Source organism: Pseudomonas entomophila (assembly GCF_029478665.1).
In the GTDB taxonomy this organism is placed as follows: Bacteria; Pseudomonadota; Gammaproteobacteria; order Pseudomonadales; family Pseudomonadaceae; genus Aquipseudomonas; species Aquipseudomonas entomophila_F.
The window spans coordinates 22,397-46,405 of the sequence record NZ_JARPQB010000047.1 but is presented as its reverse complement, the minus strand read 5'-3'; the positions used below and the strand labels follow the sequence as shown (position 1 = coordinate 46,405).

Here is a 24,009-nt window from a genome sequence, read left to right as displayed (position 1 = left end):
CGGCTACGGCTGCAGATACACCGGTTGGCCGCTGCGGCTGGATTCAAGAATGGCTTCGGCCAACTGCACCGCGCGCAGGCCATCGCGGGCCTGGCACACCGGCGGCGTGCCATGGCGGATGCAGGCGTACAAGTGGCGGTGCTCGTTGGGGAAGGCGTCGTCGTTGGTGCCCCAGTCGTGCTGCCAGCGCCAGGTACTGACCGGCTGTTCGGGCCGGTCGTAGCGGTAGAGGCTCAGGACCTTCTCGCCCTGGGCATTGGGAAACTGCAGCACGCCCTGCTCGCCGACCACGTCGAAGGTCGGGCGGATCCCCGCGCGCCCCACGCACAAAGGCTCCCAACCCAGGCCGCTGGCGGCCCAGGACTCGGACCACAGCGCCTGGTCGCCGGAGACGAAATCGATCACCGCGATCACCGTGTCGTGGGCGCTGGTCGGCCCGCGCTTGAGCTTGCGGGTCGAGGCGTAGACCTTGCGTGCCGGGCCGAACATCCAGGTCACGAAGTCCAGCCAGTGGGTGTGCTCGAACACCACCCCGCCGCCCAGCTCGGCATCGTGGATGGCCGGGCTGTCGGCGCCCTTGCACACCGCCCAGACATCGCGGAACACCACCGGGCGCCCCAGCACGCCGCTTTGCACGACCTTGCGCAGGTTGCCCGCATCGGCGGAAAAGCGCATCGGGTAGCCCAGCAGGAACACCCGCTGGCTGTCCTCGGCCACCCGCACCACCTCCTGGCATTGCACCGCGGTCTTGGCCAGGGGCTTTTCGCAGAACACATGCTTGTTGGCCCGCAGCGCCGCGATGGCGAGTTCGGCGTGGTTGAACGGCGGCGTCAGGATCCACACGCATTCGATCAGCGGGTCGTCCAGCACCTGCTGGAAGTCCTCGGTCCAACCCGCTACCCGCCACTTCTGCGCCAGCGCCTGGGCCTTGCCCGGCACGCTGTCGCACAGGCAGCGCACGTCGAACAGGTCCCTGAGCTTGTCCAGCTCTTCCAGGTGCCAGTCGCACACCGTGCCGCAGCCGATCAAGGCCGTTCTTATCGCGCTCATCCGTTTCCTCGCACACTGAAGGCCCGGCTGCTGTCGAGCCATTGTTGAAACATCAGCACCGACCACAACCGCTCTTCCCTGAAGTGCTCGCCGTGGTGCAGCAATCGTCTCCACTCCCACCGCACCTGGGCCACGTCGAAGAAGCCTTCGTCACGCAGGCGCCCGGGCGCCAGCAGGTGTTCGGCCCAGTCGCGCAAGTGGTCGCGCAACAACGGGCTCACCCAGATGCTGAAGCCCAGTTTCTTGCGCTCGAGCAAGGCCCTCGGGATGTACTGGTAGGCCACCTGGCGCAGCAGCCATTTGGAGGTGTTGCGGCGGTGCTTGAGGCGATGCGGCAGGCCTCGGGCGAAATCCAGCAGCGCCCCGTCGAGAAACGGCATGGCCACCCGCAGGCCGGCGTGATCACAGGCACCGAGGGTCTTTTGCGTCACCGGGGCGATAAGGATTTCCCCTTGCACCTGCACCAACTGGTCGAGCAACACCGACAACCTGGGTGGCTCGGCGTCGGTCCCCGGCCAGGGAATATCCAACCCGCCTTCGCCGAGCACCAGCCGCCCGGGGTCCAGCACCCGTGCGCCGAGCACGCGCTCCACCGGCCCCAGGCCATTGGCGGCCAGCACGCCACGCACGTCCTCGAACGCATCACGGCCGGGGTCGTCCAAGGCCAGGCGCCGGCCGAGCCAACGGGCCAGGCCTGTGCCCAGCGGGGTCGAACAGCGCCCGGCCAGCTCCAGGCCACGGCCCAGTGCAGCCCTGCCCCAAGGCGGCAAGCGGCGTGCACGGAGCACGCTGCGGTACATGTCCAGGCGCTGGGCATACTCACCCAGCACGCAATCAGCGCCATCGCCAGCGAACACCGTGTCGACGTACTCGCTGGCGGCACGGGCCAACAGCATCGAGGGCAGTTGCGACGAGTCGGCCAGGGGTTCGCCGTAGGCATTGGGGATGTCAGGCACCACGCCTGCCAGCGCCGCGTCATCGAGCCGGACCTCGTGGTGCAGGGTTCCCAGGTGGCGGGCGATCGCTGCGGCGTCCGGGGCCTCGTTGCAATGCATGCCCTGGAAGCCTGCGGTGAACGTGTGGATGGGCTTGCCCTGGATTTTCTGCAGCAGCGCCGCGCCCAGGGTCGAATCGAACCCACTGGACATGAAGGCGCCCGCCGTGGAGCCGTCCAGGCGGGCCTCGACGGCCGCCAGCAGATGGCGCTCGAAGGCCTGCGTGGCGGACCCTGGCTCGATGGGCTTGCGCTGGGTGGTCGGCAGGTACGTCCAGGACGAAGGCGCATAGGGCTGTTGCGTCACTTCGCCGGCTTCGTGGGCCGACAGTGACACCCAGTGCCCGGGTTGCAGCTTGCGCACCTGCCGGTAGAAGGTGTGCGGCGCCGGAACGAAACCGTAGCGCACGAACAGCGCCAGCGTCTGCCGGTCGACGTCCAGCTGCCGGTGCAACGGGCGGAAGGCGCCGAAGTCGCTGCTGAACAACCAGTGCTCATTCAGTCGGCCGTAGAACACCGTGAACTGCGTGGTACGGTCGCACGCCAGGACCAACCGCTGCCGCTCGGCATTCCAGTACGCCAGGGCGAACTTGCCGCTGATCCGGTTCAAGGTCGTCACCTCGCCCCAGGCCAGGAACGCCTGGGTCAGCAGCTCGCCGTCGGTATGAGGCTGCCCCGCCTGGCCCAACCAGTCCTGCAACTGAGCGCGGTTGAACAACTCGCCGCACCACAGCGTGTGGCTGTGCGCGGTGGACGGCAGATGGTCGGCCTCCAGCCCCAGCGCCTGGCTCATGGGCGACAGCCAGGGCCGCAGATCGCCCACGCCACTGCCCAGCCCACCACACAGGCGCGTAGACGCAGCCTTGGCGGTGGTGACCTGCGCCGGGCGGTTCACTCTGGCACCCGCGGCAGGTACTGAGCCTGGGCACCCGCCAGCACGGCGGGGGCTTCGTACACCTTGAGCAACTCGGCAATCCCCTGCCCCACGGCCTGGCCATAGAGCGAGCGCCCGCGCTGCAAACCCGGCCAGNCAGCCCACCACACAGGCGCGTAGACGCAGCCTTGGCGGTGGTGACCTGCGCCGGGCGGTTCACTCTGGCACCCGCGGCAGGTACTGAGCCTGGGCACCCGCCAGCACGGCGGGTGCTTCGTACACCTTGAGCAACTCGGCAATCCCCTGCCCCACGGCCTGGCCATAGAGCGAGCGCCCGCGCTGCAAACCCGGCCAGGCCTCGGCCGCCGGGCGCGCCAGCACATCGCGCAGGTGGCGATGGATGAACGCCGCCGACAGCGGCGGCAGCAGCAGGTTGCTCTGCGCGTCGAGCACGGTTTCAGGGCGGTCAGTGCTCAGCCGGCAGGTCAGGCAAGGCACGCCCAGCACCGTGGCCTCCTCTTGCAGGCCGCCGCTGTCGGTGTACAGCGCCAGGCAATGACCGGAGGTCAGGAAGTGGATGACATCGGTGTAGTGCGGCCACATCGCCTGGACCACCACGCCCTTGAGCCGGACTTCGTCCAGCAGGCCGGCGAGCTGATGCTGGACCAGTGCGCCGTCGAGCGCGTTGGTGCGCACCAGCACCACCTGCACACCCTCGATGGCCAGTCGCCCCAGCCCCTGCAACACCGCCTGCAAGGCCTGGGCGGTCATGTTCTCGCGCCGGTGCAGGTCCACCCGCAGCCAGCGCCCCTGGGCCAGCTCCGGGTACAGGCTGAACAATTGACTGCGAGCAGCCCGTGGCAGGGCAAGGCGCACCGCGTCGCTGCTCAGCGAGCCGACCTGGCGCAGTTGTGGCAGCGGGTAGCCCTCGCGCAACAGGTGCTCGACATTGCGCTCCACCGGGGCCAGCAACAGGTCGCCGACCACACTGGCCAGGGTGGTGCAGACCCCCTCAGGGAAGGGTTCTTCGTAAAACCGTTGCCAGCGCAGCTGGCGTTGCTCGGCCAGGTCCTGCAGGTTCGCCCAGGCCCCACGGTCCGGCCCGTAGCTGCGCAGCCCAGCCTCGACGTGCACGCTGCGCGCGCCATGGGCCAGGTACCAGAACTGGGCGAACAGCGCCGCCGTGGCGGTGTCCCCGGACACCAGCGGCACCGCGCTCTGGCGCAGGCCGCCGGCCTTGAGCCGGGCATCCAGGCACTCGATGGCCAACGCCAGCTGCGCGGTGCGGCCCAGCAAAGTCCCGCGGATGCCGAAGCTCACCGCCAGCAGGTGCTGGTAACCCAACTCCTCCCTGGCCTGGGTCAGCACCGGGTCGTAGTGCTGGCCGGTGTCGACCAGCAGGAACGGCAACCGCAGCGCCTCGCAGGCCAGCACCAGGCTGGCCAGCTTGATGTAGCACGGCTTGGTGGCGAGCACGATCAGGTACAGCGGCCGCTGCTCGCGGTTGGCCTGGTCGATGGCTTCGGCCAGGCGGGCTTCATCCACCCAGGCCAGGTTGAAACTCGGTTCGGGCATCACGACATTCCTTATCGCGAGCGGTGGTCGGAAAGGTTTACTCGGCAATGCGCAGCGCGGTGTAGTAACCCGCCTGCAACTTGGCGTAGGCCCGGCGGATCTCGCCTTCGTCCACCCCTACCAGCGGCTGGCCCTGGCTCATGGCCGGCTGGCCGATGCCGCGCAGCAGCACGAAGGGGTAGTGCCCGGCGTTCAGGCGAATGCGACCGCGCTTGTTGTCCTGGCGGATGCGTGCCATGACCAGGTCGAATGATGGTGGGTTTTCCAGGCCAAGGGGCGCGCCGCAGCGCAGCAGCAACTGGGCATGCAGGTGTTCTTCCTGTTCGCTGAGCCAGCCACGTTCCCGGGCGATGGCGGCGGCCACCAGCATCCCCAGGCCGACGGCATGGCCGTGGGTCAAGGTGCCGGTCTCCAGCTCCAGGGCATGGCCGACGGTGTGCCCGTACTCCAGCACCACGCCTAGCTCGTGCTCCAGCGGGTCGTCCAGCAGCAGTTGCTGCTTGGCCTGGATCCCCAGTTGGACCAGCTCGATCCAGCCGGCCGGCGAGGTGTCCGCGGCCAAGCGTTCGAGCGCCGGCACGGTCGCGGCGTCGAAGGCCAGGCCGTTCTTGCACAGTTCCACCACACCGGCGGAGAACGCCGACGGCGGCAGGCTCTGCAGGTACTGCACATCGACGCAGCACAGGCTCGCCGGGTGGTACAGGCCGTACATGTTCTTCGCGCCGGTGCCGTTTACCGCCTGCTTCTGCGACAGCACCGAGTCGGACATCGCCAGCAGCGTGGTCGGAATGTGCACCAGGCGAATGCCGCGATACAGCAGGCCAGCCAACATGCCGGCCAGGTTGCCGGTCAGGCCGCCGCCGAACGCCACCACCACGGAGCGCCGGGTCGCGCCACCGGCCACGGCCTGGTCGAGCAAGCCCTGCAGCACGCCGAGGGTCTTGGCCGCCTCATCCGCTTCCACCAGCAGGCAGGTCACCGGCAAGTGGCGTTGCAGGGCATCGAGCAACGGCGCGCCCCACAGTTCGTAGACCCGTCGATCGGCTACCAGCAGGATATGCGCGGCCTGCTCGCTGACCCGCTGGGCAATCTGGGCGGTGAAGCGGTAACCCAACAGCATCTCCATGCGCTGCTCACCGAAGCGAAAATCCAGGGTCCGTACCGGCTGCTCCTGGGTCGACCGCCGTGCCGGTGGGTTCTGCAAAAGCGAGTTCATAGCCCTTCTCCTTGACCCGCACGCAGTTCGTGCGCGTGCTCCTTGACCTTGGCGAACGCCTGCGCGACATGGACCATCGCCTGGTCGTCGGCGAGGAACAACCAATGGGCCAGCATCACGTGCTGGTGATGTGCGGCCTGGGCGCACAGCAGCGGTTGCGGCACCCGCGGGGCCGTCAACAGGCGCTGGGAATGGCCGGGCGCGAGCACCGCGAACCTGTCCATCGGCGGATAAGGCGGGTGCACCCAGCAGCCCAGCTCGGCGGACAGTGCCCGGCACACTTGCGCTATCGCCACGCCCTCGAACTCGGGGCCTTCCAGGCGTACCGGAAAGTGGTAAAGGGTGGTCCGCTCGGTGCCTTCGGCGGTCTGCTGGAAGGCGAACCCGCCGATCTCCTGGAGGAACAGGCGCAAGCGCTGGGCCTGGCGGGCGCGCTGGGCGTTTTCATGGTCAAGGTCTTCCAGCCGGCTGAGCAGGATCGCTGCCTGGGGTTCGCTGAGGCAGGCGTTCTGGGCAAAGCCCTGGCCGCCCTCCTCCAGCGTCATGCAGCCCGATGGCACCGCATCGGTGACCCGCTGCCGACCGTCCGCGCGCAGGCGAAAGATACGTGCGGCCAGGTCAGGGTCGTCGCAGATGCAGGCACCGCCCTCGCCGCTGGTCAGGACCTTGCCATTCTGCATGCTGAAGGTGCCGACCGCACCGAGCGTCCCCACATGCCGCCCCCGCCATTGGGCGCCATGGGCCTGGGCACAATCTTCGATCAGGTGCAGGCCATGCCGCCTTGCCATCGGCAGTAGCGCATCCAGGTCGGCGATGGCGTTGTACAGGTGCACCACCATGATCGCCCGAGTGCGCGGGCTGATCGCCGCTTCCACCGCATGGGGGTCGAGGCACAGTGAGTGGGGGTCGATGTCGACGATGACCGGCACCGCGTTGATCGCCAGCACCGCGCTGGCGCAGGCCACCCAGGTCAGCCCAGGAACGATCACCTCGTCCCCGGCGCCGATGCCCAGCGCCTGCATGGCCGCCATCAGGGCACTGGTGCCGTTGGCCGTGGGCACGCAGTGGCGCACGCCGTTGTAATGGGCAAAGGCCTCGGCGAAGCGCTGGTCCCAGGTCGGGCTGCCATCGGTCTCCAGGCCGCTGACCGACCAGCGCCCGCTGCGCATCACCGTGAGCAGGGCGCGCTCGCTTTTCAGCGTGGACTGCGGCCATTGCGGCCAGGCCTGGCCGTGCACCGGAGTGCCACCGAACAATGCCAGGCCACTCATGGATGGGCTCCGGCGCTGGCCTGGGTCGGGCCGCTGGTCTGGCGCAGGTTGGACACGCCGCCCAGGTAGTAGCGCACGGTGGCGCGCTCCGAGCAGGCGAACTTCACCCCTTGCTCGCGCACCCGTTGGAACAGCTTGTCGTCTTCACCGACCCGCAGGTCCACCTCGCGCTGGCTGAAGCGCTGGTCGAAGCCCAGGTTGCGCAGGCATTCGGTGCGGAACAGCCATTCGTTCATGTCCACGGTGGCGCAGCTGTCGGGCTCCTCGGGGCCGCGCACACCGTCGCGCATCACCGGGCTGCCGGGGCTGAAAACACCGTGGGCCAGGCCCCAGCGGTACATCCTGTTGGCCACCACCGGGTCGTCATGCCAGGGGTAATGGGTGAAGGGGAACGGCGTGCCGTCCGGGTTGAGCACCTGGCGCCAGGCATGGGCCGCCTGCAACTGTGGATCTTCCAGGCACTGGCAGAGGGTCTGCAGATGCTCGGGTTCGAGTGCGTTGTCATCATCGAGGAACGCCACCAGCGGCTGCTTCACCTGGGCCAGCGCCGCGGCCCGCAGGCGTGCCATGCGCTGTGAGGAGGCGCCTTGGAACGGCTGCCCTTCGAGCGGCTGCCACACCACCCACTCCCGCCACCCCACCAACGCCGGGTGCGTGCGCAGGGCCATGGCCCGCTCGGACAGGATGCGGTGCTCGACACGCAGGCCGCCCTGCTGCGCGGCGACGCTGGCGATACAACGCGCCAAGGCCTGCGGGCGATCCACGGCGAAGGTCAGGATACAGATGTCAGCCAAGGGTCCAGACACGTTCACCTCCAATCAAATGAGCATGGGTTGCCACCGAGGCCAGGTCTTTTTCCGCCACCTGGGAGGCATAGCCGGCCAGGTGCCTGAGCTTTTCCGGCAGCCAGTCGGCCAACGGCGTGAGCAAGGGCCGCAAGCCCTGGGCGGTGCGCGCCAGTTGCTGCGCCAGCGCGCCTGCCGACAATTCGCCGGCATAGGGCAAGTCTTCATAGAACAGCAGCGGGCAGACATCGGCGAACACCCGTTGCGCCGCCCGGCGCGTGAGCAGGTGGTCGACGTGCCCGCCTATCCCCAGCGGCGCATAGACCCTGGCCGGCCGGGCCTGCTCCAGACGCCGGCGCAGCCGTCGCTCCAGGCGTTCGAGCACCGGATCGTCAGGTGTCGCGCCGTCGACGATGAACAGCGAATCGACATCGGGATAGCCACGCAGCGGGGCTTCGGCCAGGCCCAGGCACTCGTGGGCCAGGTGCAGCGCGGCGCAGAAACGCGCATCTTCAGCCTGGCGCCAGCTGGAAATCCGCGCCTGGGTATTCAGCGCCGGCGCGTAAGGGGCGAAACGGCTCTGGGAAAAGATCGTCAGCAGGCGCGCGCCCTGCCCGTGCTCCGCCCCGCCGAGCAAACGCCCCGCCAACGAATAGGCGATGTCGTCGCAGTGGGGCGACAGCAACCAGGCCTCGCCCCGGCTGCTCATGGCCGCGGACCCGCCGCCAGCACGCGGGCATAGGCCGCGTTCAGGGTGGCCAGCGCCCGGGCCGGCGCGAACTGCTGCTCGAAGCGCTGGCGCAACTGCCCACCCAGTGCCTTGTGGCCCTGGCCACCCAGGGCATCCGCCAAGGCATCGGCCATGGCGCGGGTGTCGCCGACCGCCGTCAGCCACGGGTACGCCTGCCCGCACACCCAGCGCGCGCCGCTGGTCGCGGAGGCCACCAATGGCCGGCCCCTGGCCGCCAGTTCCAGGAGCGCGACCGGCGCGCCTTCGAACAGTGAGCTCAGCACGAACACATCGGCACTGGCCGCCACGTCATCGATACCACCGAAGGGCTCGAAGCCGCCGGCAAACTCCACCGATGCCTCGATGCCCAGCATCAGCGCCAGGTTTTCCAGGCGCTCCTGGTCCTCGCCTTCGCCCCAGAGGCGCAAGGTGGCGCGTGGGCAACGCTCAAGCAACAAGGCGAAGGCCGCCAGCAGGAACTCCAGGCCCTTTTCCGCCGACAAGCGCGAAATGCACCCCACCACCAGCCCATCACGCTGACGCGTCGCTACCGTGGCCGGCACACTGACCAAGGTGTTGGCCAGGATGCTGACATCCCCGCGATAGGCGTAATGCTCCCAAGCGTGCAGGGCGGCATCGGGGTTGAGCACCAACAGCCCATCGAGCTCGCGCAGGCGTTGTTTCAACGCGCTCGGCAACCACCAGCATCGGGGGCTCAGGTCGGTGGGCTCCCAGCCGATGACGGGCACACGCGTGCGCCGGTCCAGCCACGCCAGGCAATGGGCTTCGATGGGCATGAACTGGATCAGGTCGGCGCACCGCACCGCCAGCAGGTGCGCCAGCGTGTCGGCCATGGCCATCGCGCCGCCATCCGGGTCCTGAACCACGGTCAGGCCCTCGACCTGCAACAGCGCCTGCCATGCCGAGTGCACTTCAGGCCCGGTGAGCAAGCGCACACGATGACCGTCGCCAGCCACCAGCCGGGCAAAGGTCACGGCCGCATATTCACTGCCGCCCAAGCTGGCCAGCGAGGGCACCACCCAGATCAGCTCCAGCGCAGGCTTCATGGGCGTATCAACTGAAAGAACCCGCCCTGTTCACCCGGCACGCCTTCAAGCTCGCGTCCGCTGCTGCGCTCGACCACGAAGCCCGCCCGTTGCGCGGCTTCGACCAGTTCGGCATTGCTGTGGTTGCGCTGGCGGATGGTCTTCCAGTCGCGCCGCGCTTCGCGCCCCTGGGTATCGATGAAACTGTACAGCTGATGGCTGACCAGCCAGCGGCTCTCGGGGTCGTATTCCTCCCACCCCATCATCGCCACATGCAGTTGCCCCTGTTCGCCGGCGATGCCACCCGCCAGGCCATGGCTCTGCAGGGGCTTGGGGAATGGCGCCGCGGCCGCGGCCAGGCGGGCCGCCGAGCGTTCGCGCATATCGGTCAGCAACTGGCCGCCGGGGCGCAGCGCGGCATGGGCGATGGCCATGAAGCGCTGCAACTGGTCGAGGTCGAAATGGGTCACGAAATCATCGGCGGCGACCAGGGCGTCGAAGGTCGCCCGCAGGGGTTCGTCGAGCACACTGCCGTGGGCCCAGCTCAAACGGCCCCGGGCCTGTGGCGCGAGGGCACCGGCCTTGGCGGCCAGGTAGCCCAGCATCGCCTCGCTGATGTCCACCCCGTGCACCCTGTGGCCATCCTCCAGCAGCGGCAGGGCCAGGCGCCCGGTGCCGCAACCGATGTCCAGCACCTGGCGCGCCGGCCCACGCAGTTGCTCGCGGTACCAGGCGATGGTGTTGGCGGAGTCGGCGTCCCCGGCGCTGGCATCGAACAAGGCCGGGTCGTAGAAGTTCGCCAGCCAGGGCGGGTCGAGGGTCATGTCGCGAAGGTTCATAGGGTCACCCGGTAGTTGGCCCACTCAGGCTCCAGCCAGTCTTCCAGGTCCATGTAGCGGCGCTCGTAGCACCAGTTGCAATCGGCGCACTGCTTGATGGCCGGCCCGCCCAGGCGCTGGTGATGCTCGGCGCGCAACTGGCGCATTTCGGGGCCATTCCAGAAGGCCGCGAAACCGCCCTGCTGCCAGTCGCCGAAAGTGAACTCGTCGCGGCCGTTGAGGTGGTCGCAGAAGCCCAGGCGCCCACGGCTGTTGATGTAGAGGTATTGCCAGGGGTGGATGCAGACCTTGTTCACGGCGTGGTGCTGGATGCTGGCCGCGGAAAGTGCCGCCGACAGCTCGAGTTGCAGGTGGTGCCGGCGTTGCAGCTGGCCAAGTCGGGCCATCACCGTGGCGACCTTTTCGCTGTGGTACTCCAGGCGGTTGGGGTCTTCATCGGGCGCCCACAACGGTTCGAACTTGAACCGGCGTACGCCCAGTTCCATGCCCAGGCTGACGATGGCTTCCAGTTCGTCGAGGTTGCGCCCGCTGACGGTCACGCACAGGTAGAGTTTTTCCGCCGGGTCATGCCCGGCCTCGCGCTGGGCCTCGGTGAGCAGGCACAGGTTGCCCAGCACTTGCCGAAGGTCGGCGCCACCACGCAGTTCGCGAAACAGCGGCGCCGTGGCGGCATCGAACGAGACGCCAACGGTGATGCCCTCATGGCCCAGGCGCTGCCACAGCTGCGGCTTGCGTACCACCGCGTTGGTGATCAGCTTGAGCTTGACCGGATAGCCCAGCGCCACGTCCAGGTAATCGAGAAAGCCTGGCACGATGGTGCTTTCACCCCAGCCACGCAGGTCGACGAATTCGGCGCTGGGAAACAGCGCGGCCGCCATTTCCTTGAACATCGGCAGCGGCAGGATATTGCCTTTGACCGGGCTGCAGCGACACATCGGGCAAACCAGGTTACAGCGGTCCGTCAACTCGACGTAAATAGCACGCGGTAGTTCGGCATGGGTCACCGGATCACCACAGGCACTTTTAAGCTGAATAAACTGAATACTATCAGTCATGGCCGTACGCCCCTACATCCCTGCTTGTCCGTGGGACCAATAATTTGACTCTTCCCTAGCCTCGAACCCGAAAACGCTGTGCCTGCCAGGTGCGCGGTGAAGTTCTACGATAGCACTGGTTTTCAGCGGCGCAATATTTGCCAGGCACATGCAAAAGCCGCAAAAAAACCGCCGACAAACGGCGCCAGAAAGGGGTTGCAGCCCTGCTAAGCTGGGCATTCAGTGCGCCATCAACTTGCAGATAAAGTTCATGCCGACTGCACAATATGATTATTGCTTTTTATATAACACCGCCCCAACAAGGCGGTAACTTAGGCAGGGAGCCAAACTAAGCAAGAACAGCAACGGATGGCGCTTGCATTGTGACTCGCCCGCACAATGAATCACGCCCCCACATACACAGTTGTATATTGGGAGTCGCTCGCCTGTGATCATTACCCGCACGCCTTATCGTATTTCGTTCTTTGGCGGCGGCACGGATTATCCCGCCTGGTACAAAGCCCATGGCGGCGCGGTACTGTCCACCGCCATCGACAAGTATTGCTATATCAGCTGCCGCCACCTGCCGCCGTTCTTCGAACATCGGTTCCGAATTGCCTATTCACGGATCGAGAACGTGATGCACCCCCGCGAGATCGAACACCCTGCCGTGCGCGCGGTCTTGCAGTACCTGGGCTGCGAGGACGGGCTGGAGATCCATGTCGACGGCGACCTGCCGGCCCGCTCGGGCATGGGCTCCAGTTCCTCTTTCACCGTCGGCCTGCTGCACGCATTGAAGGCCCTGCAGGGCCACGCCATCGCCCGTGAAGCGTTGGCCAGGCTGGCCCAGCATGTGGAACAGCGGGTCATTGGCGAGAGCGTCGGCTCCCAGGACCAGATCGCCGCCGCGGTCGGCGGCTTCAACCGTATCGACTTCCTGCGCGGCGATGGCGGCTTCACCGTCACCCCGGTGGATGTGCCAAGGCCTCGACTCGAGGCACTGCAAGCCCACCTGATGCTGTTCTTCACCGGTTTTTCCAGGATCGCGGCCAAGATTGCCCAGTCGAAGATCGACAACCTGGGCAACCGTCTCGATGAGCTGACCCGCCTCCATGCCATGGTCGACGAGGCACTTGCCATTCTCCAGGGCCCTGGGCCGCTGGAGGCCTTCGGTGAGCTGCTGCATTGCAGCTGGCTGCTCAAGAAGAACCTGTCGAACCAGGTCAGCAATCAAGACATCGACCACCTCTACACCATCGCCCGGTCGTCGGGTGCCATTGGCGGCAAGCTGCTGGGGGCTGGCGGTGGCGGTTTCATGCTGTTGTTCGTCAGGCCCGAGCAGCAAGCCCAGGTCCGCGAAAGCCTGCGCGACCTTGTCCATGTGCCTTTCCGCTTCGAGCAAGCCGGCAGCCAGTTGATGCGCTACCAGCCCAGTGCCCCCTGATACAGGAGCCCAAGACATGTCCATACGTACCGCGGTGGTTCTGGCCGGTGGCCTGGGCACACGCTTGCGCAGCGTGGTCAACGATGTACCCAAGCCGATGGCGCCCGTTGCCGGGCGCCCGTTCCTGGAGTATCTGTTCGACTACTGGATCGACCAGGGTATCGAGCGTTTCGTGCTTTCGGTCGGCTATCGCCACGAAGCGATCGTCGAGCACTTCGGTGAGCGTTACCGTGGTGCCACGCTGCACTATGCGAGGGAACCGCAGCCCCTGGGCACCGGTGGCGGGTTGCTGATGGCGCTGGAACACCTGACGGAGGCCGACGAGCACTTCCTGCTGCTCAATGGTGACACCTGGTTCACCCTGGACCTGGCCACGCTTCAGCAGTACGCCGAGCAGCACCATGCCGACTGCTGCCTGGCGCTCTATCGCAATGGGGAACCGCGGCGGTACACGGGCATCACCCTCGATGACAACGGTCATGTCCTGGCCTTTGCCCATACCCGTGCCGATGCGCAGGCATGGGTCAATGGCGGGGTCTACTGGATGCGCCGGGCGTGCCTGGAGTACCTCGCCCATCGTGCCGGTCAGGCGGCGTCATTGGAGGAACAGTTGCTGCCGCAGTGGCTGGACAGCGGGTTGAATGTGCTGGGGTTCGAGGCGTCGGGGCGGTTTATCGATATCGGGGTGCCCCACGACTATCAGCGGGCGGGTGCGTTGATCAATGCGTCGCGCTGAGGGGCGTTCGACGGAAGTCTTGCGGCGCCCATGAAATCGAGCGCCGCGCGGGCGGCGCATCGCGGATGAATCCGCTCCTACACCGATTGCCATGTGCCGCACCTGAGAGGCCATGGTTGCTGGCCCGAAACAAACGTAGGAGCGGATTCATCCGCGATGCGTCGTGCGGGCAGCGCTCGATCTCGAAAACGCTGCAACGCTGCCTGCCCGCCAACACGCAATAAAAAACCCCGAGGCGCCGCCACGGGGTTTGCGAAACACCTACACCATCAGAACGTCATTTCCTTCACATCATCCGGCACGATCAACTTGCCGGCGGTCTTCTCGATGATTTCCTCGACACTCACCCCCGGCGCGGTCTCGCGCAGGATGAACGCGCCGTTGTCGATCTCCAGGTAGGCCAGGTCGGTCAGCACCTTGCGAATGCAGCCGGCGCCGGTCAGCGGCAGGCTGCAGCGCGGCAGCAACTTGGACTCGCCGTCCTTCGAGGCGTGGGTCATGGTGACGATGATGTTGTCGGCGCCGGCCACCAGGTCCATGGCGCCGCCCATGCCCTTGACCAGCTTGCCGGGGATCATCCACGAGGCGATGTTGCCCTCCACGTCCACCTCGAAGGCCCCCAGCACGGTGAGGTCGACGTGGCCGCCGCGGATCATCGCGAAGGACTGCGCCGAATCGAAGATCGAGGCGCCACGGCGGGCGGTGACGGTCTGCTTGCCGGCGTTGATCATGTCGGCGTCGATGGTGCTTTCGGTGGGAAACTCGCCCATGCCCAGCAGGCCGTTTTCCGATTGCAGCATGACGTCCATGTCGGCGGGGACGTAGTTGGCCACCAGGGTGGGGATGCCGATACCGAGGTTGACGTAGTAGCCGTCCTTCAGTTCACGGGCGACGCGTTGGGCCATTTGTTCGCGGGTCAATGCCATGGTCAGGATCTCTTTGTTGTTCTTGAGGACGGCGCTCAGGCCTTGACGGTGCGCTTCTCGATGCGCTTCTCGAAGGTGCCGACGATGATCCGGTCGACGTAGATGCCCGGGGTGTGGATCTCGCTGGGCAGCAGCACGCCGGGCTCGACGATCTCCTCGACCTCGACCACGGTGATCTTGCCGGCGGTGGCGGCCAGCGGGTTGAAGTTCTGCGCGGTGTTGCGGTACACCACGTTGCCGTAGTGGTCGGCCTTCCAGCCCTTGACGATGGCGAAGTCGCCGGTGATCGACTCTTCGAGGATGTACTTGCGGCCCTTGAACTCGCGCACTTCCTTGCCTTCGGCGACCGGGGTGCCGTAGCCGGTGGCGGTGTAGAAGGCCGGGATGCCGGCACCACCGGCGCGCATCTTCTCGGCCAGGGTGCCTTGCGGGGTCAGTTCCACCTCCAGCTCGCCGCTGAGCAGCTGGCGCTCGAACTCGGCGTTCTCGCCCACGTACGAGGCGACCATCTTGCGGATCTGCCGGTCCTCGAGCAGCACGCCCAGGCCGAAACCGTCGACGCCGCAGTTGTTGGAGACCACGGTCAGGCCCTTGACGCCACGACGCTTGATCTCGGCGATGAGGTTCTCGGGGATGCCGCACAGGCCAAAGCCGCCGGCCAGTACCGTCATGTCGTCGGTCAGGCCTGCCAGGGCCTCTTCATAAGTTGCTACACGCTTGTCCAGTCCGGCCATGCTCAGTCGCCTTTTGTAGTTGTTGGAACCGTGCGGTCATCTTCACTGTAGACGACTGATTTGTTAATTTTGTTTTCGTCATCGATTGATAACTTTTGCAAAACAAAGGGCAAGCCTGTCATGAACGTCAAGCAGCTGCGTGCTTTCGTCACCGTGGCCAAGTACCAGAGCTTCGCCCAGGCCGGCGAACACCTGCACGTCTCGCAACCGGCCCTGAGCCTGACCATCAAGGCGCTGGAGGACAACCTCGGCGGCGCCCTGCTCACCCGCACCACCCGCAGTGTCAGCCTGACCCCCGAGGGCGAGGTACTGCTGCCCCTGGCCCGGCGCCTGCTGGCCGACTGGGACGATACCGAAGAACTGCTGCGCCAGCGTTTCACCCTGCAACTGGGCCGGGTGTCGGTGGCGGCCATGCCGGCCTTCGCCGGCAACCTGCTGCCGCAGTCGCTCAAGGTGTTTCGCCAGCGCTACCCCAAGGTCAATGTCACCGTGCACGACGTGATCAACGAGCAGGTGCTGGAGCTGGTGCGCCACCGCCGCGTCGAGCTGGGCATCGGCTTCGAGCCCGAAAGCAGCGAAGCGTTGCGCTTTCATCCGTTGTACATGGACCGTTTCGTGGCCGTGGTGCCCGCCGACTCGCCCCTCGCCCGCCAGCCCCAGGTGCGCTGGCAGGAACTGCTGGCCCAGGATTTCATCGCCCTGCAGCGGCCCTCCGCGGTGCGCCTGCTGCTGGAACAGCACCTGGCCGCCAACCATGGCAAGCTGGCGGTGGCCTTCGAAAGCCACCAGCTGTCGACTGTCGGCCGCATGGTCGCCAGCGGCCTGGGCGTGAGCGCCGTGCCGGCGCTGTGCATCGAGCAGATGCAGGAGCTCGGCGCGCGCTGTGTGGCCTTGGTCGAACCCACCATCGAGCGGCGCATCGGCGTGATCGCCCTGAGCGACCACAAGCTGTCGAAAGCCGCCGAGGCCCTGCTCGATGTACTGCTGACCCATACCCTTCCACAGGAGGTGACATGCGTTACGTGAATCTGGCGGGCTCCCGCGTGCCGGCCATCGGCCAGGGCACCTGGTACATGGGCGAAGATCCAGGCCACAAAGCCGCCGAGGTGGCGGCGCTGCAACAGGGCATCGAGCTGGGCCTGACCCTGATCGACACCGCCGAGATGTATGCCGAGGGCGGTGCCGAGCAGGTGGTTGGCCAGGCCATTGCCGGGCGTCGCGACCAGGTGTTCCTGGTCAGCAAGGTGTACCCGCACAACGCCAGCCGGCGTGGCGTGCCCGAGGCCTGTGAACGCAGCCTCAAGCGCCTGGGTACCGACTGTATCGACCTGTACCTGCTGCACTGGCGCGGACAGTACCCGCTGGAAGAAACGCTGGAAGCCTTCGAGCGCCTGGTCGAGCAGGGCAAGATTCGCCGCTGGGGCGTATCCAACTTCGACCTCGATGACCTGCGCGAACTGGATAGCCCGGCATGCGCCACCAACCAGGTGCTGTACAACCCGGCCGAGCGCGGCATCGAGTTCGACCTGCTGCCATGGAGCCGAGCGCGGCAGATGCCGACCATGGCCTACTGCCCGCTGGCCCAGGCCGGGCGCCTGCTGCGCCACCCGGTGTTGGGGGAGATCGCCGAGCGCCACGGGGTAACGCCAGCACAGGTCAGCCTGGCGTGGGTGACGCGTGACGATGGGGTGATCGCCATCCCCAAGGCGGTGAAGCCCGAACATGTGCGATTGAACGCGGCGGCCGCGGCGCTGGTGCTGGACGACGCGGACCTGCAAGCGATCGACCAGGCGTTCGCGCCACCGACGCGCAAGCAGCGCCTGGCGATGCTCTGATGCCCCCCTGTAGGAGCCGGCTTTGCCGGCGAACCAGACGACGCGGTGGATGGCACCGGCTATGCCGGTGTTCGCCGGCAAAGCCGGCTCCTACAAGGGCGCGTCTGCCGCCAACCCTCGCAATAGTCGGTAATCACGCAGCACCGTCGGCACATAGCGGCGGGTCTCGGCAAACGGGGGCACCACCTTGCCACGGCTGAGCACCGCTTCGGGCCCTGCGTTGTAGGCGGCCACCGCCAACGTGATGTCGTTGTCGAACAGCGTCAGCATGCGCTTCAGATAACGCGCGCCGCCCTGCAGGTTGGACTGCGGGTCCAGCACATCCTTCACCCCCAGCTCCCTGGCGGTGTCCGGCATCAGTTGCATCAACCCACCCGCGCCCTTGGCCGAGCGCGCCTTGGGGTTGTAGCCGGATTCGGCCTTGATCAGCGCATGCAACAAGGCCTGCGGCACATCGTTGGCCAGCGCGGCGGCGGCCACCAGGTCGGCATACGGGCGCCCGGTGACCAGTTGCGCATCGACCGGCCCCGTGCCCGCTTCGCTGATCACCCGCTCATAGTGCCGCCCCGGCCGGTGCACGTTGGACAGCACGTAACCGCCCTTGCCATCGCTGGACACATACACATCGGCCTGGGCGCCCAACGCCAGCAGCCCGGTCAACCCCAGAATCAGTCCACGCATGTCGATCGCCTCCCGCCGTGGCCCCCGATGTGGGGGAAATGCCCCGGAAAACCCGGGGCCCACAGTGACGACGCAAGCCCCGTGCCGCTTGCCACCCCGCATGGCGCAAGGGCCCGGCGCAGACGTGCACGGCAGTTGCATGAGCCCCCTGCACACGCAACGGAGGGTTCCCCCATGCAGCGCAGACATTTCGCCCAACGTGGTTTCACCCTGCTCGAACTGCTGGTGGTGCTGGTGGTGCTCGGCTTGTTGGCCGGCATCGTCGCGCCCAAGTACTTCAGCCAGCTCGGCCGCTCCGAAGCCAAGGTGGCGCGGGCGCAGATCGAGGGCCTGGGCAAGGCCCTGGACCTGTATCGCCTCGAAGTCGGCCACTACCCCAGCAGCGAACAGGGCCTGCAGGCCCTGGTGGTCGCGCCCAGCGGCGAGACACGCTGGTCGGGCCCCTACCTGCAGAAAGCCGTGCCCCAGGACCCGTGGGGCCGCGCCTACCTCTACCGGCAACCGGGGGAGAACGGCGGCGAATACGACCTGCTGTCGATGGGCAAGGACGGCCAGCCCGGTGGTGACGGGGAAAACGCCGAGATCACCAGCTGGCAGTGAGGGCCCAAGCCATGCGTTTTCGACTCAAGGCCCTGGGCAGCCAGGGCGTGGTGCAACTGCAGGTGGAAGCCGAGGACATCGAGCAGGCCCGACGCCAGGCCCAGGACCAGGGCTTGCGCGTGCTCAGCGTGCGCGGCCAGGGGCTGGGCCTGAGCGCCCTGCCCTGGCGTCGCGCGGCGGCCTTCGACCTGGTGCTGTTCAGCCAGGAACTGGCCACCCTGCTCAACGCCGGCCTGCCCCTGATCGACGCCCTGGAAAGCCTGGCTGAAAAGGCCGGCGCCGGCACCCCGCGCAAGATACTGGAGCTGCTGGTGCGCCAACTCTACGAAGGCCGCTCGCTGTCCCAGGCCCTGGCCAGGCAGCCGCAGGTGTTCCCCAGCCTCTACGTGGCCCTGGTGCAGTCCAGTGAGCGCACCGGCGCGCTGGGGGATGCCCTGGCCCGCTACATCGGTTATCGCCAACGCCTGGACCTGGTACGGCAGAAACTGGTCGGCGCTTCGGTGTACCCACTGCTGCTGTTGCTGGTGGGCGGCGGCGTGGTGCTGTTCCTGCTGGGCTACGTGGTGCCGCGTTTCAGCCTGGTGTTCGAGGGCATGGGCACCGAGTTGCCCTGGCTGTCGCGGGTGCTGATGCAGATCGGCTTGTTCCTGCACGCCCGGCAATTGCCCCTGGGCCTCGGCGCCCTCGGGGGTATCACGATGCTGGTCGCCCTGCGCCGCCATCCCGCCGTGCGCCGCTGGGCCAGCCGCCAGTCGCGACGGATCCCGGCCCTGCACCGGCGCCTGGTGATGTACGAGCTGGCACGTTTCTATCGGTCGCTGGGGATCCTGCTGCAGGGCGGCATCCCGATTCTCACCGCCCTGGGCATGGCCCGCGGGCTGCTGGGCAGCGCCGCGGCCGAGGGCCTGGAGCATGCCAGCCGCCGCGTTGCCGAAGGCCTGCCACTGTCCGACGCGCTGGAATCCGGGCAACTGGTGACGCCGGTGGCCTTGCGCCTGCTTCGCGCGGGTGAGCAATCGGGCAACCTGGGCGAGATGCTCGAACGCTGCGCGGACTTCCACGACCAGGAGATCGGCCGCTGGGTGGAGTGGTTCGTCAAACTGTTCGAACCGCTGCTGATGACCTTCATCGGCCTGCTGATCGGGCTGATCGTGATCCTGATGTACATGCCGATCTTCGAACTGGCCTCAAGTATCCATTGACTACGCTGGCAAATGGCCACAAGCCTGGCTTAGCATGCGCCGTTTACCCCGAGAGCCTTGCACCGTGCCGCTTAGCCTGCCGACCCTGATGCTGGTCGCCGTGTTCATCTTCGCCCTGATGGGCAGCCTGACCCTGCACGCCTGGCGCCGCTGCGCCGGCGACCCGAGCCTGGGCTACCTGGGGGCGATGCTGCTGGCCTGCACCCTCGGTGTCACCCTCAACGCCTTGCGCGGCATGGGGGTGGACTACCTGGCGCTGGTGCTGGGCAACATCATCCTGCTGGTCGGCGCGGGCCTGGGCTGGACGGCCATGCGCGTGTTCGGCGGGCGCCCTGTACATTGGCCACTGGTGTTCGCCGGCGCCCTGCTCTGGTGGCTGTTCAGCCTGTGGCCGGGTTTTTACGCCACCCTTGGCCTGCGGGTGCAGGCCTACTCGCTGCTGACGCTGCTCTACACCGGGCTGTGCATCCGCGAACTGTACCGGCCACGGGTCCGCCTGCCGGTGTCGTACGCCCCGGCGCTGATCCTGACCGGGCTGCATGGCGCAGTGTATTTCGCGCGCCTGCTGATCGACGACGGCGCCGCCCTGGACCAGGCCATCGTCGACCAGGGCAGGCACCCGGGTTTCTTTGCTTTCATTCTGTTCGAATCGATGCTGTTCGCCATCGGCATCTCCTATGTCACCCTGGCCATGGTTCGCGAACGCGCCGAAGTGCAGCTGCGTGCCGCCGCCTACAGTGACCCGCTGACCGGCGTCGGCAACCGCAGGGCGTTCATGGAGCACGGCACCCGCTTGCTGCAGGAAAGCGCGGCGCGGCGAGCACCGGTGGCCTTGCTGTTGTGCGACCTGGATCACTTCAAGCGGATCAACGACCAGTTCGGCCACCCCAAGGGCGACCAGGTGTTGCTGGCGTTCGCCGAGGAAACCCGTCGTCACCTGCGCGAGGGCGACCTGTTCGCCCGGATTGGCGGTGAAGAGTTCGCCTGCCTGCTGCCTGGCGGCGACGAAGTGGCGGCCGAGCAGGTTGCGCGGCGGATCTGCGCGGCATTCGCCGCCTTGCCACTGCTGGAGCCTGGTGTGCTGGGCGTGAGCATCGGCATGGCCAGCCAACCCGCGCAGCAATGCGACCTCTCACGGCTGCTGTCGATGGCCGACCATGCCCTGTACCAGGCCAAGCAGCAAGGCCGCAGCCGGGCCTTGCAGTACGCTGGATAACCCTCCCACAGGGACCGTACCAGCCTCTGGATCGGTGCCTCCCCTGTAGGAGCGGCCTTGTGCCGCGAAAGGGCTGCGTAGCGGCCCCAGGACTCAGTGTTAAGCAAAGATCGCCGGGGCCGCTTTGCGGCCCTTTCGCGGCACAAGGCCGCTCCTACAGAGGTAAGCGTAAATCCCCAAGACCCTGCAAGCCAGTTGCTCCCACAGGACACGACCCAAGCAGGCCACGCGACGGGGCTCAGATGTCGTCGTCTACACTTGGCCCCTACCCATGGAGCGGCAATCGACGAGGTCCCGATGAAGAAGTTCCCCACCCTGCTGGCCGGCCTGCTGCTCGCCCTCGGCCTGGCCACCACCGACTCCGCCGCGGCCACCGAGCAACCGGCGCCCATCCACTTCGGTGACATCGGCTGGGAAAGCGGCGCGCTGACCACCGAGATCCTGCGCCTCATCGTCGAGCACGGTTACGGCTACCCCACCGACACCCTCCCCGGCAGCACCGTCAGCATGGAAGTGGCCCTGGCCCGCAACGACCTGCAGGTGATTGCCGAGGAATGGGCCGGCCGCAGCCCGGCCTGGGTCAAGGCCGAACAGGCCGGCCAGGTATTCGCCCTGGGCGACACGGTGAAGAACGCCGAGGAAGGCTGGTGGGTGCCGGCCTACGTGATCAAGGGCGACGCCGCCCGCAACCTCAAGGCAGTGGCGCCCGACCTGCGCAGCGTCGCGGATCTCAAGCGTTACCCAGAGGTATTCAAGGACCCCGAAGCACCCGGCAAGGGCCGCTTCCTCAACAGCCCCAGCGGCTGGACCTCGGAAACCGTCAACAGCCAGAAACTCAAGGCCTATGGTCTTGACGGCTTCTACAACAATTTCCGCAGCGGCTCCGGCGCCGCTCTCGATGCCGAGGTCGCGGCGCAGATCCGCCTGGGCAAGCCGGTATTGTTCTACTACTGGAGCCCGACCCCACTGATGGGCCGATACGAGCTGGTGCGCCTGGAAGAGCCGCCATTCGACGCCAGCGCCTGGGCCACCCTCACCGACGCCGCCAACCCCGCCCCGAAGGGCAGCCGCTCGTTGCCGGCCAAGCTCTCGATTGGCGTGTCGAAGGCGTTCCACGACACCCACCCTGAACTGGTCGCCCTGTTCGAGCAGGTCGATTTGCCCATCGACCTGCTGAACAAGGCCCTGGCAAGGATGAGCGAGTCACGCCAGCCGCCCCGCGAAGCGGCGCGCACCTTCCTGCGCGACCACCCTGAAGTGTGGAAAGCCTGGCTGCCGGCCGACAGTGCCGCCAAGGTCGAGGCCGCCCTGTGAGCGGTGGCTTTCCCGAAGCCCTGCAACTCTCCTTCGCCCCCTGGGTCAACCGCCTGGTCGACTGGCTGGTGCTGCACTACGGCGATTACCTGCGTGGTGTCTCCGAGCAACTGCTGCAACTGCTGGTGGCGCTGGAGAACCTGCTGCGCCTGCTGCCCTGGTGGCTGTTGCTGCTCCTGGTAGGGTTGCTGGCCTGGCACGCCAGCCGCAGCCTGGCGCGGGCCGTGGCGCTGACGCTGCTGCTGGCCCTGATCGGCGTGCTGGGGCTGTGGGACAAGCTGTTGCAGACCCTCGCCCTGGTGCTGGTCAGCACCAGCCTGTGCGTGCTGGTCGGCGTGCCCCTGGGCATCCTGCTGGCTACCCGGCCGTTGGCCCGGCGCCTGCTGCTGCCGGTGCTGGACGTGATGCAGACCCTGCCGGCCTTCGTCTACCTGATCCCGGTGCTGATGCTGTTTGGCCTGGGCAAGGTGCCGGCGGTGTTCGCCACCCTGATCTACGCCCTGCCGCCATTGGTGCGCCTGACCGAGCTGGGCCTGGCGCAGATCGACCCCTCTTTGCTGAAGGCCGCCCATGGCCTGGGCGCCAGTCGCTGGCAGCGGCTGTGGCGCATCGCCCTGCCCCTGGCCCTGCCCAGCATCATGGCCGGGCTCAACCAGTCGGTGATGATGGCGCTGTCGATGGTGGTGGTGGCGTCGATGATCGGCGCCCGAGGGTTGGGCGAGGATGTGCTGGCCGGCATCCAGACCCTCAATGTCGGCCAGGGCATGGAGGCCGGGCTGGCCATCGTCGCGCTGGCCATGGTGATCGACCGGATCAGCCAGGCTTATGGCCGGCAGAAGCGCTGACGCCGCAAACGGGCTTGCCAGCGACGGGGGCGAACCGGACAATCGCCCACGACCAGCGCAGCCCGGAGCCTCCACCGCGTGTCCCTCAAAGCCCTGCGTACCCTGGTGACCATCGCCCGCCATGGCACCTTCGCCCGCGCCGCCGACCTGCTGAGCCTGACGCCGTCGGCGGTGAGCCTGCACATCAAGACCCTCGAGGACGAACTGCAGGTCGCCCTGTTCGACCGCAGCCGCCGGCAAGTCGTGCTGACCGAAGCCGGGCAACTGGCCGTGACCCGCGCCGAAACCATCCTCGCCGCCTATGAAGAACTCGCCGACACCCTGGCCAGCGGCCCGGGCCTGCGTGGGCGCCTGCGCATCGGGGCGATCCACACCGTGCTGGCCCGGCGCCTGCCCAAGGCGCTGGTATGGATCAAGGCCCATCACCCGCACCTGCACATCAGCGTGGTGTCGGGCATGTCGGCGGAACTGGCGCGGCGTGTGGAGGACGGTGAGCTGGATGCCGCGATCACCACCGAGCCGGTCAGCCCCTATCCCCAGTGCCTGAGTTACACCCCGCTGTTCGAAGACCGCTTCTGGGCCATCGCCAGCCCGGAGTTGGCTGGGCAAAGCGTGACGCAACTGCTGGCCGGGCAACCCTTCCTGCGCTTCGACAAGCGCGCCTGGGCTGGTCGGCAGATCGAACAGGAGCTGCGCCGCCAGCATTTGCAGGTCAGCGAACAGATGGAGCTGGACAGCCAGGAAGCGCTGGCACGCATGGCGGCCATGGGACTGGGGGTGGCGATCATCCCGATGGCCGACGAGGACCTGGAACGCCTGCCCGCCGCCACCGTGCTGCCCTTCGGCGAGCCGCAACTGACCCGCAGGATGGTGCTGCTGGAACATGACAAGAGCCAGCGCCGGCACCTGAGTGCGGTGCTGAAGACGGCGCTGGAGGATTGACGGCCTGCCAGGCATGGATCTGTAGGAGCGGCTTCAGCCGCGATGCAGACGACACGGTGCCTGGCACCCGCTTTGCGGGTGATCGCGGCTGAAGCCGCTCCTACGGAGACCGCGAGCAGG

At 67.1% G+C, this 24,009-nt stretch carries 24 protein-coding genes; 10 read left to right on the top strand and 14 right to left on the bottom strand.

The features are described from left to right. Positions 1–3 precede the first annotated feature (3 nt). The 11 genes from P5705_RS21020 to P5705_RS20970 all read right to left on the bottom strand — a co-directional run bounded on the left by P5705_RS21020 (position 4) and on the right by P5705_RS20970 (position 11,315). Complete coding sequence (locus P5705_RS21020; protein WP_277462833.1) at positions 4–1,050, bottom strand: Gfo/Idh/MocA family protein; 1,047 nt, start codon at positions 1,048–1,050, stop codon at positions 4–6. After that, positions 1,047–2,939, bottom strand: a complete 1,893-nt coding sequence (locus P5705_RS21015) for an asparagine synthetase B family protein (RefSeq protein ID WP_277462832.1) — start codon at positions 2,937–2,939, stop codon at positions 1,047–1,049. Before P5705_RS21015 ends, P5705_RS21020 begins: the two co-directional genes overlap by 4 nt. After that, complete coding sequence (locus P5705_RS21010) at positions 2,936–3,064, bottom strand: hypothetical protein (RefSeq protein WP_277462831.1); 129 nt, start codon at positions 3,062–3,064, stop codon at positions 2,936–2,938. The genes P5705_RS21015 and P5705_RS21010 overlap by 4 nt, the downstream gene beginning before the upstream one ends. Before the next feature lie 70 nt (positions 3,065–3,134). Further along, positions 3,135–4,493 (bottom strand): UDP-N-acetylglucosamine 2-epimerase, encoded by a 1,359-nt coding sequence (locus P5705_RS21005; protein WP_277462830.1) that lies wholly within the window; start codon positions 4,491–4,493, stop codon positions 3,135–3,137. Between the two features lie 37 nt (positions 4,494–4,530). Next, positions 4,531–5,709 carry a 3-dehydroquinate synthase family protein gene (locus tag P5705_RS21000; RefSeq protein ID WP_277462829.1) on the bottom strand — a complete coding sequence of 393 codons (1,179 nt, stop codon included), beginning with the start codon at positions 5,707–5,709 and terminating at the stop codon, positions 4,531–4,533. Beyond that, complete coding sequence (locus P5705_RS20995; protein WP_277462828.1) at positions 5,706–6,980, bottom strand: DegT/DnrJ/EryC1/StrS family aminotransferase; 1,275 nt, start codon at positions 6,978–6,980, stop codon at positions 5,706–5,708. The genes P5705_RS21000 and P5705_RS20995 overlap by 4 nt, the downstream gene beginning before the upstream one ends. Then, complete coding sequence (locus P5705_RS20990; protein WP_277462827.1) at positions 6,977–7,774, bottom strand: glycosyltransferase; 798 nt, start codon at positions 7,772–7,774, stop codon at positions 6,977–6,979. The genes P5705_RS20995 and P5705_RS20990 overlap by 4 nt, the downstream gene beginning before the upstream one ends. After that, positions 7,767–8,474, bottom strand: a complete 708-nt coding sequence (locus P5705_RS20985; RefSeq protein ID WP_277462826.1) for a PIG-L deacetylase family protein — start codon at positions 8,472–8,474, stop codon at positions 7,767–7,769. Before P5705_RS20985 ends, P5705_RS20990 begins: the two co-directional genes overlap by 8 nt. Further along, on the bottom strand, positions 8,471–9,562 hold the full coding sequence (locus tag P5705_RS20980) for a glycosyltransferase (RefSeq protein WP_277462825.1): 1,092 nt from the start codon (positions 9,560–9,562) through the stop codon (positions 8,471–8,473). The genes P5705_RS20985 and P5705_RS20980 overlap by 4 nt, the downstream gene beginning before the upstream one ends. After that, positions 9,559–10,380, bottom strand: a complete 822-nt coding sequence (locus tag P5705_RS20975) for a class I SAM-dependent methyltransferase (RefSeq protein ID WP_277462824.1) — start codon at positions 10,378–10,380, stop codon at positions 9,559–9,561. The genes P5705_RS20980 and P5705_RS20975 overlap by 4 nt, the downstream gene beginning before the upstream one ends. Beyond that, entirely contained in the window at positions 10,377–11,315 is a 939-nt protein-coding gene (locus P5705_RS20970) for an SPASM domain-containing protein (protein WP_277462823.1), read from the bottom strand. The genes P5705_RS20975 and P5705_RS20970 overlap by 4 nt, the downstream gene beginning before the upstream one ends. Positions 11,316–11,862: 547 nt before the next feature. Here P5705_RS20970 and P5705_RS20965 point away from each other — a divergent pair. Together P5705_RS20965 and P5705_RS20960 are read left to right on the top strand one after the other, a co-directional pair. Further along, positions 11,863–12,858 carry a kinase gene (locus P5705_RS20965; RefSeq protein WP_277462822.1) on the top strand — a complete coding sequence of 332 codons (996 nt, stop codon included), beginning with the start codon at positions 11,863–11,865 and terminating at the stop codon, positions 12,856–12,858. Between the two features lie 16 nt (positions 12,859–12,874). Further along, on the top strand, positions 12,875–13,594 hold the full coding sequence (locus tag P5705_RS20960) for a nucleotidyltransferase family protein (protein ID WP_277462821.1): 720 nt from the start codon (positions 12,875–12,877) through the stop codon (positions 13,592–13,594). Positions 13,595–13,863: 269 nt separating this feature from the next. Here the strand turns inward: P5705_RS20960 and P5705_RS20955 are convergent, their stop codons facing one another. Both P5705_RS20955 and P5705_RS20950 read right to left on the bottom strand, forming a co-directional pair. Next, the gene (locus tag P5705_RS20955) at positions 13,864–14,520 is read right to left on the bottom strand and encodes a CoA transferase subunit B (RefSeq protein WP_213660865.1); all 657 of its coding nucleotides are present in this window, start codon (positions 14,518–14,520) and stop codon (positions 13,864–13,866) included. A gap of 35 nt (positions 14,521–14,555) precedes the next feature. Then, complete coding sequence (locus tag P5705_RS20950; RefSeq protein WP_277462820.1) at positions 14,556–15,254, bottom strand: CoA transferase subunit A; 699 nt, start codon at positions 15,252–15,254, stop codon at positions 14,556–14,558. Between the two features lie 120 nt (positions 15,255–15,374). Between P5705_RS20950 and P5705_RS20945 the strand changes: the two genes are divergently transcribed. Together P5705_RS20945 and P5705_RS20940 are read left to right on the top strand one after the other, a co-directional pair. Next, on the top strand, positions 15,375–16,280 hold the full coding sequence (locus P5705_RS20945; protein WP_277462819.1) for a LysR family transcriptional regulator: 906 nt from the start codon (positions 15,375–15,377) through the stop codon (positions 16,278–16,280). Continuing rightward, positions 16,268–17,089: an aldo/keto reductase gene (locus P5705_RS20940; RefSeq protein WP_277462818.1), complete on the top strand. Its 822-nt coding sequence runs from the start codon at positions 16,268–16,270 to the stop codon at positions 17,087–17,089. The genes P5705_RS20945 and P5705_RS20940 overlap by 13 nt, the downstream gene beginning before the upstream one ends. 90 nt (positions 17,090–17,179) lie before the next feature. Here the strand turns inward: P5705_RS20940 and P5705_RS20935 are convergent, their stop codons facing one another. Further along, positions 17,180–17,770 (bottom strand): lytic transglycosylase domain-containing protein, encoded by a 591-nt coding sequence (locus tag P5705_RS20935; protein WP_240066013.1) that lies wholly within the window; start codon positions 17,768–17,770, stop codon positions 17,180–17,182. A 174-nt stretch (positions 17,771–17,944) separates the two neighbouring features. Here P5705_RS20935 and gspG point away from each other — a divergent pair, with 174 nt between their 5' ends. The 6 genes from gspG (at position 17,945) to P5705_RS20905 (ending at position 23,889) form a co-directional block, all read left to right on the top strand. Beyond that, positions 17,945–18,370, top strand: coding sequence for a type II secretion system major pseudopilin GspG (gene gspG, locus P5705_RS20930; RefSeq protein WP_277462817.1), 426 nt, complete (start codon positions 17,945–17,947; stop codon positions 18,368–18,370). An 11-nt stretch (positions 18,371–18,381) separates the two neighbouring features. Continuing rightward, entirely contained in the window at positions 18,382–19,572 is a 1,191-nt protein-coding gene (locus P5705_RS20925) for a type II secretion system F family protein (protein ID WP_277462816.1), read from the top strand. 64 nt (positions 19,573–19,636) lie between these two features. After that, a complete protein-coding gene (locus P5705_RS20920; protein WP_277462815.1) occupies positions 19,637–20,788 on the top strand; it encodes a GGDEF domain-containing protein in 1,152 nt (383 codons plus the stop codon). Positions 20,789–21,085: 297 nt separating this feature from the next. Then, the gene (locus P5705_RS20915; RefSeq protein ID WP_277462814.1) at positions 21,086–22,102 is read left to right on the top strand and encodes an ABC transporter substrate-binding protein; all 1,017 of its coding nucleotides are present in this window, start codon (positions 21,086–21,088) and stop codon (positions 22,100–22,102) included. Next, positions 22,099–22,947 (top strand): ABC transporter permease, encoded by an 849-nt coding sequence (locus P5705_RS20910; protein ID WP_277462813.1) that lies wholly within the window; start codon positions 22,099–22,101, stop codon positions 22,945–22,947. The genes P5705_RS20915 and P5705_RS20910 overlap by 4 nt, the downstream gene beginning before the upstream one ends. A gap of 78 nt (positions 22,948–23,025) precedes the next feature. Continuing rightward, the gene (locus P5705_RS20905; RefSeq protein WP_277462812.1) at positions 23,026–23,889 is read left to right on the top strand and encodes a LysR family transcriptional regulator; all 864 of its coding nucleotides are present in this window, start codon (positions 23,026–23,028) and stop codon (positions 23,887–23,889) included. Positions 23,890–24,009: the final 120 nt, after the last annotated feature.

Coding starts and splice junctions, on each gene's coding strand:
- P5705_RS20980 (WP_277462825.1), bottom strand. CDS start 9,562: ATGAAGCCTGCGCTGGAGCTGATCTGGGTGGTGCCCTCGCTGGCCAGC.
- P5705_RS20925 (WP_277462816.1), top strand. CDS start 18,382: ATGCGTTTTCGACTCAAGGCCCTGGGCAGCCAGGGCGTGGTGCAACTG.
- P5705_RS20940 (WP_277462818.1), top strand. CDS start 16,268: ATGCGTTACGTGAATCTGGCGGGCTCCCGCGTGCCGGCCATCGGCCAG.
- P5705_RS20970 (WP_277462823.1), bottom strand. CDS start 11,315: ATGTGTCGCTGCAGCCCGGTCAAAGGCAATATCCTGCCGCTGCCGATG.
- P5705_RS21000 (WP_277462829.1), bottom strand. CDS start 5,709: ATGAACTCGCTTTTGCAGAACCCACCGGCACGGCGGTCGACCCAGGAG.
- P5705_RS20945 (WP_277462819.1), top strand. CDS start 15,375: ATGAACGTCAAGCAGCTGCGTGCTTTCGTCACCGTGGCCAAGTACCAG.
- P5705_RS20975 (WP_277462824.1), bottom strand. CDS start 10,380: ATGAACCTTCGCGACATGACCCTCGACCCGCCCTGGCTGGCGAACTTC.
- P5705_RS21020 (WP_277462833.1), bottom strand. CDS start 1,050: ATGAGCGCGATAAGAACGGCCTTGATCGGCTGCGGCACGGTGTGCGAC.
- gspG (WP_277462817.1), top strand. CDS start 17,945: ATGCAGCGCAGACATTTCGCCCAACGTGGTTTCACCCTGCTCGAACTG.
- P5705_RS20995 (WP_277462828.1), bottom strand. CDS start 6,980: ATGAGTGGCCTGGCATTGTTCGGTGGCACTCCGGTGCACGGCCAGGCC.
- P5705_RS20915 (WP_277462814.1), top strand. CDS start 21,086: ATGAAGAAGTTCCCCACCCTGCTGGCCGGCCTGCTGCTCGCCCTCGGC.
- P5705_RS21005 (WP_277462830.1), bottom strand. CDS start 4,493: ATGCCCGAACCGAGTTTCAACCTGGCCTGGGTGGATGAAGCCCGCCTG.
- P5705_RS20950 (WP_277462820.1), bottom strand. CDS start 15,254: ATGGCCGGACTGGACAAGCGTGTAGCAACTTATGAAGAGGCCCTGGCA.
- P5705_RS20985 (WP_277462826.1), bottom strand. CDS start 8,474: ATGAGCAGCCGGGGCGAGGCCTGGTTGCTGTCGCCCCACTGCGACGAC.
- P5705_RS20955 (WP_213660865.1), bottom strand. CDS start 14,520: ATGGCATTGACCCGCGAACAAATGGCCCAACGCGTCGCCCGTGAACTG.
- P5705_RS20960 (WP_277462821.1), top strand. CDS start 12,875: ATGTCCATACGTACCGCGGTGGTTCTGGCCGGTGGCCTGGGCACACGC.
- P5705_RS20935 (WP_240066013.1), bottom strand. CDS start 17,770: ATGCGTGGACTGATTCTGGGGTTGACCGGGCTGCTGGCGTTGGGCGCC.